This is a genomic window from Streptomyces sp. NPDC016469 (assembly GCF_040632905.1).
Taxonomy (GTDB): domain Bacteria; phylum Actinomycetota; class Actinomycetes; order Streptomycetales; family Streptomycetaceae; genus Streptomyces.
In genome coordinates, this window is the sequence record NZ_JBEYCQ010000002.1 from 24,882 (window position 1) to 37,879 (window position 12,998).

General features: G+C 73.1%; 17 protein-coding genes. 12 read left to right on the forward strand and 5 right to left on the reverse strand.

Features of this window, described 5'->3' with window-relative positions; all coding sequences use genetic code 11:
• Nucleotides 1-43 precede the first annotated feature (43 nt).
• Together ABZ565_RS02120 and ABZ565_RS02125 are read left to right on the forward strand one after the other, a co-directional pair.
• Nucleotides 44-1,027 carry a DUF1648 domain-containing protein gene (locus ABZ565_RS02120; protein WP_361019357.1) on the forward strand — a complete coding sequence of 328 codons (984 nt, stop codon included), beginning with the start codon at nucleotides 44-46 and terminating at the stop codon, nucleotides 1,025-1,027.
• A gap of 2 nt (nucleotides 1,028-1,029) precedes the next feature.
• Entirely contained in the window at nucleotides 1,030-1,389 is a 360-nt protein-coding gene (locus ABZ565_RS02125) for a GntR family transcriptional regulator (protein WP_361019360.1), read from the forward strand.
• Between the two features lie 66 nt (nucleotides 1,390-1,455).
• On the opposite strand, the gene snpA is transcribed toward ABZ565_RS02125, so the two are convergent.
• Nucleotides 1,456-2,112, reverse strand: coding sequence for a snapalysin (gene snpA, locus ABZ565_RS02130; RefSeq protein WP_361019363.1), 657 nt, complete (start codon nucleotides 2,110-2,112; stop codon nucleotides 1,456-1,458).
• Nucleotides 2,113-2,370: 258 nt separating this feature from the next.
• Here snpA and ABZ565_RS02135 point away from each other — a divergent pair, with 258 nt between their 5' ends.
• From ABZ565_RS02135 to ABZ565_RS02155, 5 genes are all read left to right on the forward strand, one after another.
• Entirely contained in the window at nucleotides 2,371-3,315 is a 945-nt protein-coding gene (locus ABZ565_RS02135; protein ID WP_361019366.1) for a LysR family transcriptional regulator, read from the forward strand.
• Nucleotides 3,316-3,441: 126 nt separating this feature from the next.
• Nucleotides 3,442-4,443, forward strand: a complete 1,002-nt coding sequence (locus ABZ565_RS02140; RefSeq protein WP_361020019.1) for an NAD-dependent epimerase/dehydratase family protein — start codon at nucleotides 3,442-3,444, stop codon at nucleotides 4,441-4,443.
• Nucleotides 4,444-4,524: 81 nt separating this feature from the next.
• Entirely contained in the window at nucleotides 4,525-4,881 is a 357-nt protein-coding gene (locus ABZ565_RS02145; RefSeq protein WP_361019370.1) for a DUF952 domain-containing protein, read from the forward strand.
• Nucleotides 4,878-5,807 carry an SDR family oxidoreductase gene (locus tag ABZ565_RS02150; RefSeq protein ID WP_361019373.1) on the forward strand — a complete coding sequence of 310 codons (930 nt, stop codon included), beginning with the start codon at nucleotides 4,878-4,880 and terminating at the stop codon, nucleotides 5,805-5,807. The genes ABZ565_RS02145 and ABZ565_RS02150 overlap by 4 nt, the downstream gene beginning before the upstream one ends.
• Nucleotides 5,808-5,813: 6 nt before the next feature.
• Nucleotides 5,814-6,437, forward strand: a complete 624-nt coding sequence (locus tag ABZ565_RS02155) for an amino acid transporter (protein ID WP_361019376.1) — start codon at nucleotides 5,814-5,816, stop codon at nucleotides 6,435-6,437.
• Between the two features lie 89 nt (nucleotides 6,438-6,526).
• On the opposite strand, the gene ABZ565_RS02160 is transcribed toward ABZ565_RS02155, so the two are convergent.
• Complete coding sequence (locus ABZ565_RS02160; RefSeq protein WP_361019379.1) at nucleotides 6,527-7,138, reverse strand: TetR/AcrR family transcriptional regulator; 612 nt, start codon at nucleotides 7,136-7,138, stop codon at nucleotides 6,527-6,529.
• Nucleotides 7,139-7,238: 100 nt separating this feature from the next.
• On the opposite strand from ABZ565_RS02160, the gene ABZ565_RS02165 reads away from it, so the two are divergent.
• A complete protein-coding gene (locus ABZ565_RS02165) occupies nucleotides 7,239-8,690 on the forward strand; it encodes an MFS transporter (RefSeq protein WP_361019382.1) in 1,452 nt (483 codons plus the stop codon).
• A gap of 24 nt (nucleotides 8,691-8,714) precedes the next feature.
• Here ABZ565_RS02165 and ABZ565_RS02170 read toward each other — a convergent pair whose 3' ends face one another.
• Nucleotides 8,715-9,008, reverse strand: a complete 294-nt coding sequence (locus ABZ565_RS02170; RefSeq protein ID WP_361019385.1) for a hypothetical protein — start codon at nucleotides 9,006-9,008, stop codon at nucleotides 8,715-8,717.
• 126 nt (nucleotides 9,009-9,134) lie between these two features.
• Here ABZ565_RS02170 and ABZ565_RS02175 point away from each other — a divergent pair, with 126 nt between their 5' ends.
• Nucleotides 9,135-9,869 (forward strand): glycoside hydrolase family 16 protein, encoded by a 735-nt coding sequence (locus ABZ565_RS02175; protein ID WP_361019388.1) that lies wholly within the window; start codon nucleotides 9,135-9,137, stop codon nucleotides 9,867-9,869.
• A 98-nt stretch (nucleotides 9,870-9,967) separates the two neighbouring features.
• On the opposite strand, the gene sodN is transcribed toward ABZ565_RS02175, so the two are convergent.
• Nucleotides 9,968-10,363 carry a superoxide dismutase, Ni gene (gene sodN, locus ABZ565_RS02180; RefSeq protein WP_239223397.1) on the reverse strand — a complete coding sequence of 132 codons (396 nt, stop codon included), beginning with the start codon at nucleotides 10,361-10,363 and terminating at the stop codon, nucleotides 9,968-9,970.
• A 172-nt stretch (nucleotides 10,364-10,535) separates the two neighbouring features.
• Here sodN and sodX point away from each other — a divergent pair, with 172 nt between their 5' ends.
• Entirely contained in the window at nucleotides 10,536-10,994 is a 459-nt protein-coding gene (sodX, locus tag ABZ565_RS02185; RefSeq protein ID WP_164404433.1) for a nickel-type superoxide dismutase maturation protease, read from the forward strand.
• Here sodX and ABZ565_RS02190 read toward each other — a convergent pair.
• A complete protein-coding gene (locus ABZ565_RS02190) occupies nucleotides 10,898-11,527 on the reverse strand; it encodes a CGNR zinc finger domain-containing protein (RefSeq protein WP_361019392.1) in 630 nt (209 codons plus the stop codon). The two genes, sodX and ABZ565_RS02190, sit on opposite strands and share 97 nt — an antisense overlap.
• 186 nt (nucleotides 11,528-11,713) lie before the next feature.
• Between ABZ565_RS02190 and ABZ565_RS02195 the strand changes: the two genes are divergently transcribed.
• Together ABZ565_RS02195 and ABZ565_RS02200 are read left to right on the forward strand one after the other, a co-directional pair.
• Nucleotides 11,714-12,202 carry a SigE family RNA polymerase sigma factor gene (locus ABZ565_RS02195; protein WP_361019395.1) on the forward strand — a complete coding sequence of 163 codons (489 nt, stop codon included), beginning with the start codon at nucleotides 11,714-11,716 and terminating at the stop codon, nucleotides 12,200-12,202.
• Nucleotides 12,199-12,972, forward strand: coding sequence for a hypothetical protein (locus ABZ565_RS02200; RefSeq protein ID WP_361019398.1), 774 nt, complete (start codon nucleotides 12,199-12,201; stop codon nucleotides 12,970-12,972). Before ABZ565_RS02195 ends, ABZ565_RS02200 begins: the two co-directional genes overlap by 4 nt.
• Nucleotides 12,973-12,998: the final 26 nt, after the last annotated feature.

Below are 12,998 nucleotides of genomic sequence, written 5' to 3' on the forward strand. Positions count from 1 at the left end.
TCACCTTCATTGTTCTACTAACATGCGAACAAGGGAGGTTTTGATGAACCTGAAATCCGTCGGCCGCGTGGTGCTCACCGCCCTGCCGTTCCTGCTCGCGCTCGCCGTCGACCTGCTGCTCTTCGCCACCCGCCGCGACCGGCTGCCCGCGCAGCTGGCCAGCCACTTCGTGAGCAACGGCCGGGTGGACGACTACGCCGGCCGGACCTCGTACCTGGTCGTCACCACACTCGTCCTGCTCGGCATCGGTCTCCTGTGGACGCTGATGGCGGGGTTCGGGAAGTTCGCCGGCACGGCACACCGCCTGCTGGTCGCCTCCGGGTACGCCGTCGCCGCCTTCCTCGGCTACCTCATGGGGGCTGTCCTCCTCATCAACGTGGACGCGGTCGAGGACGCGCAGGGCCGGGGGCAGGACGTCCACTTCCCCATGTGGCACATGGCCGCGGCCTTCGGGGCGGGCGTCGTCGCCTTCGGGCTCGGGTACCTCGTGGCGGCGCTGACGCCCGCCCCCGAACCGGTCGTGGACGACGGACCCGGGGCGGGCGGCGAGCGCGTCGCGCTGGGCGCCGGGGAGGTCGCCGGGTGGGCCAGGGGTGCCGGGTCCTGGTGGCTGCCGCTCACGGCGCTCCTGGTCATCGGGACCGGCATCGCCATGCTGTTCACGACCAGCTGGCCCTTCGCCGTGCTGCCCCTCGTCCTCGGACTGCTCATGGCGACCTTCGCCCGCCCGTACGTCACCGTGGACCGGCGCGGGATCACCGTCTCCGGGCTGCTGCCCTGGCCGCGCGTCCGGGTCCCGCTGGACCGGATAGAGGCGGCGGCCAGCCGTGACATCAGCCCGTTCACCGAGTACGGCGGCTGGGGGTACCGCATCCGGCCCGGACGCAGCGGTGTCATGATCCGGTCGGGGGAGGGCATCGTGGCCCGGCTGACGAACGGCCGCGACTTCGCGGTGACCGTGGACGACTCGGTGACCGGGGCCGCGCTCCTCAACACCCTGATCGACCAGCGCCGAACGGACCACTGACCATGCTCTTCCGGGTCGACCCCACCTCCACCGTGCCGCTCGGCGACCAGATCGCCGCCTGTGTGCGGCGCGCCGTGGCCGACGGCGCGGCGGCCCCCGGTGAACGGCTGCCCGCCGCCCGCGTCCTGGCCGAATCGCTCGGCGTCAACGTGCACACGGTGCTGCGGGGCTACCAGCGGCTGCGCGAGGAGGGCCTGATCGAGCTGCGCCGGGGCCGGGGCGCGGCCATCGCGGACGGCGCGTCCCCGCACCGCGCCCGCCTCCTCGAACGGGTCCGCGAGACCGTCGGCGAGGCCAGGGGCCTGGGCCTCACGATGGATGAACTGCTGACCCTGATCCGTACCGAATACGGCACCGGCTGACCCACGGCACCACGGAGACAGGCCGCCCCGTCCTGCGAGGCGGCCCGTCGGTGCGCGCGGGACCGGTCAGGAACCGGCCTTGGTGAGCGCGGCCGCGAAGCCGTACTGCCACAGGGAGTTCACCCGGCTGCGCTCATTGGCGTTCGGGTACGGGTTGGTGCAGGACGTGCCGGGACCGCCGCCCGACATCAGCTCGCTGCACGGCCCCGAGTAGTGGTCCGGCAGACCGAGGACGTGCCCGGTCTCGTGGGCGGTGACGCGGGTCGAGTTGTACTGCCGGTTCTGCGCGTAGTCCAGGAAGATGTAGCCGTTGCCGTGGCCGTCGGTGCTCGCGTACGAGCCGCGGGAGTCGTTGCCCTCGTAGTACGCGAAGTCGGGGTTCGAGCCCTCCTGGAGCCGGACGTTGGAGACCGAGCTGTTCCAGATCGAGGCGCTGTTGGCTATCTGGGTACGGAAGCTGGGGGCGTTGGCGGCGCTGTAGACGATGGTGACGGACTGGACGCCGGGGTTGGCCGCCCGTTTCTCGGCCACCGACTTCGCGACCGCCTCGAAGAACGCCTTGTTGGCGGCGGCGTCCTCGTGCGAGGCGGACTTGGCCGAGTACGCCACGTGCGCGGCCGTGGCGGCCGCCTCCGGAGCGGCGATCGCCGGTCCCGCGCCCAGCGCGGCGAGGGTGAGGCCGAGTCCGAGCACGGCCGACATGACGGTCCTGGGGTGTCTCATGTGGGGGGTCTCCTACCAGTTACCTGTCAGAGGAACCCCGTCCGATGATCGGACTCGGACGGGGGTGGTACGCAGCGAGTGTCGGGGAAGCGGAGCCCGCGCGGATGATGTCAGCCGGCGATAACACGGCCCTATCACCGGTGTGTGGACATCCCGTGCACACCTGCGGTTCGCATGCCCAACGCCCGGTGAATCGCCCGCCTTTGACAGGGTTACGGCCCATGGTGCGGCCCGGCCGGCCGCCCTAATCTCGGCACCATGGAGCTTGAGGTGAGACACCTCAGGGCGCTGTGCGCCATCGCCGACGCCGGCAGCCTGCACCGGGCCGCCCGCACCCTGGGCGTGAGCCAGCCCGCGCTCACCACCCAGCTGCGCCGGATCGAGAACGCGCTCGGCGCCGAACTCTTCAGCCGGGAGCGCACCGGCTGCCGCCCCACCCTCCTCGGCCGCGCCGTCCTCAGCCGCGCCCGCCCCCTGGTCGACGGCCTGAGCGCCCTGGTCAGCGACGCGAAGGCGGAGGCCGCGGCCGCCGAGGGGCCCCGGCTGCGCATCGGCTGCACCGCCAGCCGGGTCATCGGCGGCTGGCTGCGCCGGCTGCGGTTGAGCCTGCCCGGGACCGACATCTCGCTGAGGGTGGACGTTTCCGCCCGCGCCCTGCTCCGCGCGGTCGACGCGGGCCGGCTCGACGTGGCCTTCGTGCACGAGGTGGAGGGCTGCCCGCTCACCGTCCCGGACGGGCTGGAACAGCGGGTCCTGGTGGACCGCGAACCGCAGTTCGTCTCCATGGCCCGCGACCACCCGGCCGCCGCGCTGCCCGTGGTCGACCTGGCGGACCTGGCCGCCGACCGGTGGATGGTCGACCCCACGGTGGACGGCGAATGGGACGGCCTGCGCCGGATGTTCAGCCAGGCCGGGCTGGCCCCCGTCGTGCTGCACGGCGACTACCTCACCGCCGCCTCCCTCGTCGTCCTCGGCGAGGCCGTGGCCCCCTGCCAGCCGACCTCGGGCCCCCGCGACGACATGGCGATCCGCCCGCTCCGCGACGACCCGCTCGCGGTCCGGCTGCTCCTGGTCTCCCGGCCCGGCGCGGACATGACGGCGGTCTACGCGGAACTGGAGGCCGCCTACCGGGACGCGGCGCGGCGGGTGGCCGGATACCACCAGTGGCTGCTGCGCCACCGCAGCCCGCTCGCCCGCTCCTGAGGCCGGGGCGGGAGGCCGGACCGGCGGCCTGCCCGGGGAGTTCCCGCCTCCGGGTAATTCAGCCGAGAGCGTGGGCCGTTCCGGACCGGGCAGCGACAGGGCAGAGTCGGAGGCATGAGGCTTCTGATGCTGGGCGGTACGCAGTTCGTCGGCCGGGCCGTGACCGAGGCGGCCCTCGCGCGCGGCTGGCAGGTCACGGTCTTCCACCGGGGCCACCACGCGCCCCCGCCCGGGACCGCCGAGATCCTCGGTGACCGCACCGCCGGCAACGGCCTGGCCGCGCTCGCCGCCGCCGGGGCGCCGGACGGCGGGGACCCCACCTGGGACCTGGTCGTGGACACCTGGAGCGGCGCGCCCTCGGCGGTGCGCGACGCCGCCCGCCTGCTCTCCACCCGGGCCGCCCGCTACACATACATATCCAGCCGTTCCGTCTACGACTACCCGGCCCCGGCCGGCCTCACCGAGGACGGCCCCGTGGTGACGGGCGCCTCGCCGGACGCCGGTGCCGACCAGTCGTACGCCCTGGCCAAGCGCGGCGGCGAACTGGCCGCCCAGGACGCCTTCGGCGACCGCGCCCTCCTCGCCCGGGCGGGCCTGATCCTCGGCCCCTGGGAGAACATCGGCCGGCTGCCCTGGTGGCTGAACCGGATCGCCCGCGGCGGCCCGGTCCTGGCCCCCGGCACCCCCGACACGGACATCCAGTACATCGACGTGCGCGACCTCGCCGACTGGGTGCTCGACGCGGCGGAGCGCGGGCTGCACGGTCCGTACAACCTGGTCAGCCGGCCGGGGCACACCACCATGGGCGGTCTGCTCGACGCCTGTGTGCGCACCACCGGTTCGGACGCCCGACTGCGCTGGACCCCGGCGGAGAAGATCCTCGCGGCGGGCGTCGAGCCGTGGACGGAGCTGCCGGTGTGGCTGCCGCCGGGGGAGCTGTACGACACCCTCCACCAGGGCGACGTCGGGCGCGCCCTGGCGGAGGGGCTGCGCTGCCGTCCGGTCGAGGAAACGGTCGCGGACACCTGGGCCTGGCTGCGCGAGATCGGCGGCGAGGCACCCCAGCGGGCCGACCGTCCCGCCGCGGGCCTCGCCCCGGAGACGGAGGCGAAGCTGCTGGCGGACTGAGGAGGCGGCCGCCGCGCCGACGCGGCGAGGGGTTATCCACAGGCTCCGGCGCGTGGCCCGTCGCGGCGTTAGCCTCGGCCCATGGCCGAACTGCTGCACCTCACCGAAGGACCGCTCTGGGAGGCGGCCCGCGGGATCGGGACGTACGAGATGTCCACCCGCGGCCGCACCCTGCACGAAGAGGGCTTCATCCACTGCTCGCTGCCCCACCAGCTTCCCGGCGTGGCCGAGATGCTGTACGGCGCGGAGAGCCGGGCCGGGGCCGCCGACCAGGAGCTCGTGGTGCTCGTCATCGACCCCGGCCGGCTCACCGCGCCCCTGCGGTACGAGGCGGCCTCGCCCGGCGGCGAGGAGTTCCCCCACATCTACGGGCCGCTTCCCGTCGACGCGGTCGTCGAGGTGCGCCCTTGGCCGTCCGAGGAGGGCACCCCCGCATGAGCCCCGCCACCGACCCCGCGTCCGGGGCCGTCACCAGCGGTCCCCCCACCGCCGTCACGGGGGCGAGCGGCGCGCTCGGCGGTCGCGTCGCCGCCCGGCTGGCCCGGGCCGGCGTCCCCGTCCGGCTGCTCGGCCGCGACCCGTCCCGGCTGCCCGGCCTTCCCGGCGCCGACCTCGCACCACCCGCCTCCTACGGCGACGGCGAGGCCATGCGGCGCGCCCTGGCCGGGGCCCACACCCTGTTCCTCGTCTCGGCGCACGAGAGCCCCGACCGGGTCCGCGAGCACACGACGGCGGTGGACGCGGCGGTCGCGGCCGGCGTCGAACGCATCGTCTACGTCTCCTTCCTGGGCGCCGCCCCCGACGCGACCTTCACCTTCGCCCGGGACCACTGGCACACCGAGGCGCACATCCGGACCGCCGACGTCCGGTACACCTTCCTGCGCGACAGCTGGTATCTCGCCGGGCTCCCCGCCATGACCGGCGCCGACGGCGTGCTGCGCGGCCCCGCCGGGGACGGCCGGGTCGCCGCCGTCGCCCACGAGGACATCGCCGACGCGGCGACCGCCGTGCTCCTCGCGGACACCGACGCGACCGGCCTCTCGCACGACGGCCGCACCTACGACCTGACCGGCCCCGAGGCGTTCACGCTCGCCGAGGCGGCGGAGGAGCTGAGCCGGGTCACCGGACGGGCCGTCACCTACGTGCCGGAGACCCGCGAGGAGGCGTACGCCTCACGGGCGGGATACGGGGCCCAGGACTGGGAGGTGGCCGGCTGGGTCACCTCGTACGAGGCCATCGCGGCCGGGGAGATGGCAACCGTCTCGGACGCCGTGCCGACACTGACCGGCCGCCCCGCCATGGACCTGGCCACCTATCTGCGCGAACACCCCGACAGCTACCGCCACCTCCTGCGACAGGGCTGACCCGGCATGCGTACGGAGACCCCGTGGGGCCCCTGGAACCCGCCGCCGCTCGCCGAGGCCGTCCGCCTGCTCGCCCCGCTGCGCGCCCCGTGGTGGATCGCCGGTGGTTACGCGGTCGAGCTCGCGGTGGGCCGCGCGTACCGGGAGCACGGCGACATCGACGTGCTCCTGCTGCGCCGCGACCAGGCGGAGGCCCAGCGGGTCCTGTCCGGCTGGGAGTGGTGGGCCGCCGATCCGCCCGGCACGCTGCGGCCCTGGCGCCCCGGTGAGATCCTGCCCGCCGCTGTCCACGACATCTGGTGCCGGCCGGGCCCGGACGAGCCGTGGCGGTTGCAGTTCATGCTGGACGACACGGACGGCGACGACTGGGTGTTCCGCCGGGACCCCCGGGTCCGCCTCCCGCTGGGGCGGCTGGGCCGGGTCTCCCCGCACGGCGTCCCGTACCTCGCGCCCGAGATCCAGCTCCTCTACAAGTCCAAGTCCCGGAGGCCCAAGGACGAGCGGGACTTCGAGGCGGCGCTGCCGGTCCTGGACGACCACGGGCGCGCCTGGCTGGCCGAGACGATCACGCTGGCCGAGGGTGCGGACCACCCGTGGGCGGCCAGGCTGCGGGCGGCACTCACGGAGTGAGGGCGGGGCGGGCCGGCCCGGGGCCCCGAGCCCGCCTCCGCGCAGGCCGAGCCCGCCTCCGTGGGCCTTCCGCCGTGGAGCCCCCGCCGTCACCTCACGTACGCCCCCGCCTTCGCCGCCAGGACCGCCGCGTCGGCGGCGCGGTCGGCGGCGGCCTCGTCCAGCGGGTCGCCGCTCGCCAGCAGCCGGTAGTAGAGCGGCGCGGAGACGGCGCGTACGACCTCGTCCGGGTCCGTGCCGGACGGCAGTTCGCCCCGCTCGACGGCCTCGGTGACACAGCCGGCCCACTCCTCGACCCGGATCGCGTAGAAGCGGTGCAGCGCCTGGGCCGTACGCGGATCGCAGGTCGCCGCCGCGATCACCGAGCGGAACAGCGCGCCCTGGCGCGGATCGGTGAGCGTCTTCAGCACCAGCCGGGCGTTCGCCCTGAGGTCACCGGCCAGTGAGCCGGTCCGCGCGCGCGGCGACGACTGCTCGGCCATGTCGTCCAGCAGGTCCGCGATGAGACCGGTGGGCGAGGACCAGCGCCGGTAGACGGTCGTCTTGCCGACCTCCGCGCGGCGCGCCACATCAGCGAGGTCGAGGCGGTCGAAGCCGTGCTCGGCCAGCGCGTCGCCCGCCGCGCGCAGGACGGCTTCCCGCACGCGGGCGGTCCGGCCGCCGGGCCGTACGGTGCCGGGCTCCACACCCTCGGATGCCATAACGGGTCTCCAGTTCCATTAGAGAGCTCTCTTCTGCTACGGTCACTCCATCTTAACGGAACCACGGAACCGTTTAGCTTCCGTCCGAGGAGGGACGACCATGTCCGCGCCCAGCCGCACCCCGTCACGCCCCGCGCCCACTGTCTCCGTACCGCCGCCACCGACCCGGATGACCGGACGTCAGAAGCTCGTCCTGACCCTGCTTCTCGGCGCCCAGTTCATGATCGCCGTGGACTTCTCGATCCTGAACGTCGCGCTGCCCGTCGTCGGGGAAGGTCTCGGCTTCGCGCTCCAGGACCTCCAGTGGGTCGCCACCGCGTTCGCCCTCGCCGCCGCCGGATTCACGCTGCTGTTCGGCCGCGTCGCCGACCTCGTCGGCCGTAAGCGCCTGTTCATCGGGGGCATGGCGGTCCTGGGCCTCTCCTCGCTGCTGGGCGGTCTGGCCGCCTCGCCGGAGGTCCTGCTCACCGCCCGCGTGCTCCAGGGCCTCGCCACCGCCGCCGTCACGCCCGCCGGGCTCGCCCTGCTGACCACCGCGTTCAAGGAGGGCCCGCTGCGCGAACGCGCCCTGGGCCTCAACGGCGCCCTGATGTCCGCCGGGTTCACCGCGGGCGCCATCCTCGGCGGGCTCCTCACCGACCTGCTCTCCTGGCGGTGGGCCTTCCTGGTCAACGTCCCCGTCGCCGCCCTCGTCGTCGCCCTGGCCCCGGCCGTCATCGCCGACTCCCGCCCCGCCGTGCGCCCCCGGCTCGACGTTCCCGGCGCCGCGGCCGTCACCGGCGGACTGCTGCTCCTCGTCTACGGGCTGACCCAGGCCGGGGCGACCGGCTGGACCACGCCCGCCACCCTCGTAGCACTCCTCGCCGGTCTCGCCCTGCTCGTCGCCTTCTGGTTCGTGGAGAAGCGGGCGACCGCGCCGCTCGTCCCCGTACGCATCCTCAAGCGCCGCAGCGTCATCTGGGGCAACGCCACCGGGCTCATCGCCTTCGTCACCGAGACCTCCCTGGTCTTCCTGCTCACGCTCTACCTCCAGGAGGTCCTGGGCTACACGCCCCTCGCGACCGGACTGGCCTTCGGCGTCCTGGGCATCGGCACCGTGATCGGCGGCACGCTCGGCGGCCGGGCGGTGGGCCGCTTCGGCAACCGGAGAGCCATCGTCGCCGGGGGAGTCGTCCAGGCGCTCGCCACGCTCTCACTGGTCGCGCTCGGCACCTCGGGCGGCTGGATCTGGCTCCTGCTGGCCGCCACGTTCGTCGGGGGCGTCGGCAACATGCTGATGATCGTCGGCTTCATGGTCACCGCGACCTCGGGCCTCCCCGATGAGGAGCAGGGCCTCGCGACCGGCCTCGCCACGATGACCCAGCAGGTCGGCATCACCCTCGGCATCCCGGTCATGAGCGCGATCACCACCGCCCGGATGACCGCCCTCGGCGACACCGGCCCGTCCGGCGTGCTCTCCGGGGTCTCGGTCGCCGTCCTGGTCAACTCGGCGCTGGTCCTGGCCGGAGCCGCCCTCGCGGGCGTCTTCCTCAAGGAGCGCCGGGGCAGGTGAAGGGGTGCGGGAAGCCCCCGCCGCTCACAGTTTCAGCCAACCACGCGAAGCCGCCTGTACGCCGGCCTGGAAGCGGGTCTCCCCCTTCAGGTCCGGCATCAGGCGGCTCATGCGTGGCTGGACCGTGTGGAAGCGCACAAGCGTGCACGTACAGAAATCTGCAGGTGGAACGCCGACGCCCAGTCGGCCGATCGTGTCGACGACGTGATGTTCGAGGGCGAGATCACCGGCCTGCACCGGCTTCCACGAGGAGTACCACGCCGCCCCCGAGCTGCCGGGCCGGACCGGGGCAGTCGTGAGTTCGACTTCCCCGGGCACGTGCCGAACTCTGCGCCGAGTCTTGTTCACCGGCGCACGGTCTCCTATTGTCCCGCGTCAGCGGCCCGTGGGACCGCTCCCACCGGTCCTTTCCCCCCACCCGTTCCTCCAAGCAGTGGAGACGTGATGACCGACATGCCGCACATGCCGAGCCGCAGGCGCGTACTCGGTGCCGCCATGGCCGTGCCACCCGCACTGATGCTGGGCGCGCAGAGCGCACGGGCCGCCTCCTGGGGCGCGCCCGTGAACGTCAGGGCGTGGAACAAGATCAGCGGAAGGTGGACCCCCAACAACGAGCTGGAGACGTACACACCGAACTGCGTCTGGTACGAGGGCGACACGCTGATCATCAAGGCGTACAGCGCCGGCGGCGGCGTGTACTACTCGGGCCGCGTGGAGTCGTCGGCGCTGTACGGGTACGGCACGTACCGCTTCACCGCGAGCATGCCCAACGGCCGAGGCCTCCTGCCCGCCGTGTGGGCGGCGTACCTCAACCCCTGGTTGCCGGAGTTCGACGCGGCGGAGATCGTGGGGCAGAACCCGAACGTCGTCTACCAGACCAACCATGGCGCCGGAAACGCCCAGCAGCAGTTCTCCCGGACCAACCCCGCCGGCTGGACGAACGCGTTCCACACCTACTCGTTCAGCTGGTTCCCCGACCACATCGACTACGCGGTGGACGGCGTCATCACGGGCACCACCTGGTACACCGCACCCCCCGGGACCGGGATGCACTTCATCGCCAACATCGCGGTCGGCGGCGACTGGCCGGGCAACCCGGACGCCTCCACCTGGGCCACCGCCGACGGCGCCCGGTACCTCAAACTGTCGTCGGTGACGCACACGCCGTACTACCCGTAACAGGGCGGGGGCGGCCACGAGAACACCGCACCCGGCCCGCGACGACCGCCGAGTACGGCGGCCTGCGGACCGGGTGCGGACGGCTGCGAACCGGGAGATCAGGCCTTCTTGGTCTCCCAGAAGATCTTGTCGATCTCCGCGATCAGGTCCAGCGCCTTCTGGCCGGTGGCCGGGTCCGTCGAGCCCTTGGCGGCCGAGAGGGCCTTCAGGGTGTCGTTGACCAGCTGGTGCAGCTGCGGGTACTTCTCGAAGTGCGGGGCCTTGAAGTAGTCGCTCCACAGCACCGAAACGTGGTGCTTCGCGAGCTCGGCGCGCTGCTCCTTGATGACCACGGCGCGGGCCCGGAAGTGCGGGTCCTCGTTGGCCTGGTACTTCTCCTGGACGGCCTTGACGGACTCCGCCTCGATGCGGGCCTGGGCCGGGTCGTACACGCCGCAGGGCAGGTCGCAGTGGGCGCTGACCTTCACCTTGGGGGCAAACAGGCGGGAAAGCATTGAGCTGTCCTTCCTCGTGATCGTCTTCTCAGGTGGGACATTACTCCGTGAGAAGCGTGTTTTTGCGAGTGCCCCCAGGGGCTTAGGCCAAAAGTCCGGGATGAGTGTGGGACCAGTGGCCGAATGTACGAAATCCTGTGAGGGACGGTGTACCGGACGGACCGGGGAGGAGATGAGGGAGGTGCCGGAGGTGCCGGAGCTGGCCGACGAGCAGCCCGCGCGGGGGCTCGCGGGGCGGGTGCCGTTCCAGGTGGTGGAGGTGACGGGGCCCTCGATGGTGCCCACGCTCCATCACGGGGACTGGCTGCTCGTGCAGTACGGGGCGGAGGTGCGCCCCGGTGACGTGGTGATTCTGCGCCACCCGTTCCAGCAGGACCTGCTGGTGGTGAAGCGGGCCGTGGAGCGGAGGGCCGGGGGCTGGTGGGTGCTGGGGGACAACAGTTACGCGGGCGGGGACAGCACGGACTACGGGACGGTGCCCGAGGAGCTGGTGCTGGCCCGGGTCCGGGCGCGCTACCGGCCACTGACGAAGGATCAGCGCTCGGTGCGCGGGGTGGTGGCCTGGGCGGTCTCCGCGCTGCGGCCGGTCTCGGCGGCGCGCTCGGTCTCCAGGCGCTTGCGGGCCCGGTAGGCGGCCACGTTGGCACGGGTCGCGCAGCGGTCCGAGCAGTAGCGGCGGGAGCGGTTGGTCGAGGTGTCGAGGTACGCGTTGCGGCACGGCGCGGCCTCGCACAGGCCGAGCCGGTCCACGCCGTACGAGGTGAGGTGGAAGGCCACGCCCATGGAGGCGATCGCGGCGTAGCCCGCGGTGGCGTTGGACGGGTGGTCCGCCAGGTGCATGTGCCAGTCCGGCCTGCCGTCCGCGTCGCGCTCCTCGTGCCCGGAGATCTGCGGGCTGACCGGGAACTCCATCAGCAGCGAGTTCAGCCGGTCCACCGCGAGCCGCTCGTCCCCGGCGTCGGCCGCCTCGAAGACCGCGCGCAGCCGGGCCCGTACGGAACGGAACCGGGTCACGTCCGCCTCCGTCGCCCGCCGGGCCGCCTGGCCGCTGGGGCCGAACAGGTCCCGGACCGCCTCGACCGAGGTGAGGGCGTCCTTGTTCCGGGCCGGCTGCTCGGTGTTGACCAGGCGCACGGCGTAGTCCGCGTAATAGGCCAGTTCCACGAAATGTCCTTACGGCGTCGGGCCAGGGGCGGTGCGAAGCAGGCGTAATGGGTCGCTTAGCGTACAGGGTATTACGGGGGAGGTCGCCCTCCGCATTCCCGTGCGTTCGCCGCAACCCGCCGTGCCGCCCACCGCACTGGAAGGGTGAGACGGTCCGCACCCGCGGGCCGGGGGAGGGACAACCGGATGCGGAGCGATGATCACGCCGCGCTGCACGCCTTCGTCGAGGGCCGGCGTACCGCCCTGTTCCGCAGCGCGTTCCTGCTCTGCGGCGACCGGCACGAGGCCGAGGACCTGGTCCAGACGACCCTGGTCAAGGTCGTGCTGGGCGGACGGCGGCACGGGCGGCTCGACAATATCGAGGCGTTCGCGCGCAAGACCCTGGTCAACACCTTCATCGCGAGCCGCCGTCGCTTCTGGCGCCGCGAGCAGGCGTACGGGGAACTGCCCGAGCGGGCCGCCGAGACACCCGACACCGACACCGGCCTGGCGGTACGGGCGGCGCTCGCCCGGCTCACGCCCAGGCAGCGGGCGGTCCTGGTGCTGCGCTACTGGGAGGACCTGAGCGTCGAGGCCACGGCCGCGACGCTCGGGATGCGGGAGAACACGGTCAAGAGCCACACGGCTCGGGGGTTGGCGGCGCTGCGCGCCGAGATGGCGGAGGTATTGGTATGAGCGACGACGTGCGTGAGCTGCTGGGGCGGGCTGCCGAGGACGCGGGGCGGCCGGTGGTCAGCACGGAGGCGGTCTACGCGAAGGCCGCCCGGGTGCGGTGGCGGCGCCGGACCGCGGCCTCGGTGACGGCGGTGTGCGCGGTGGCGGCCGGGGCGTTCCTCGTGCCCCAGCTCTCCTCGGCGCCGGACTCCCCGCAGACCTCGTCCGTGGCGTCCCTGGCACAGGAGCCCGGTGAGTCGCCGCGGGACGTGCGGCTGCTCAAGCTGCTGCCGCATCTGACCGGCACGGTCGAAGAGGTGTCGTTCGCCGACATCATCAAGCATGTCTCCCCACCGCCGCCCGAACCCTCCACGACCGGGCCGCTCGACGGGCAGTACGAGATCCGCCAGGACGGCGGCGTCGGGTATCTGACCATCGACGTCAGGGACGCGGAGGCCGTGCGGAAGAAGCTGGGCGGCGCGCCCGCCGAGGACCTGTGCAAGGCGGACAAGGGGGCGCCGGCCCGTACCGACTGCGTCCGCGAGGAGCTGTCCGACGGACGGGTGCTCACCATCTGGAGCGACGACATGGACTACGGCGACGGCACCCCGCAGTGGGGGCCGGAGCTGGTCGCCCGGCTCACCCTGGCGGACGGCACCCTGCTGGGCGTACGCGACAGCACCGGCTTCGAGGCCGACGTCGTCCAGGGCCCGATGCTGAAGTCCCCGCCGCTCACCCGCGCGCAGCTGCGCGAGCTGATGCTGCGTCCGGAGCTGCTGCCGGCGAAGTGACCCCGGGAAGGCGGAAGGGCGGTACG